Origin of the sequence: Bacillus sp. GbtcB10, assembly GCF_019091365.1 — a bacterium.
Lineage (GTDB): Bacteria > Bacillota > Bacilli > Bacillales > Bacillaceae > Bacillus > Bacillus altitudinis.
Genome location: NZ_JAGXJP010000271.1, coordinates 1 through 253, shown reverse-complemented (window position 1 = coordinate 253; position 253 = coordinate 1). Strand labels below are relative to the sequence as shown.

Sequence of the window (253 nt, the reverse complement as noted above, 5' to 3'; positions counted from 1 at the left end):
AAACGACGAATTGCTTCTGCACGTGGTACTTCATGACGAACGATTTCTAAGTTCTCGTTCACAATTTTTTGCATTTCTTTTTCGATTTTCTTGAAGTCTTCAACTGTAATTGCTTCTTCCATATCAATATCGTAGTAGAAGCCATTTTCAATTACTGGACCAATGCCAAGCTCAACCTTAACATCTTTATATAAACGTTTTAACGCTTGCGCTAAAAGGTGAGCTGTTGAGTGGCGTAAAATATATAAGCCAT

General features: G+C 36.4%; 1 pseudogene. It reads right to left on the bottom strand.

From position 1 onward, the window contains the following. Positions 1 to 253: pseudogene (locus tag KVT11_RS20255) on the bottom strand (threonine--tRNA ligase); the annotation flags it as partial.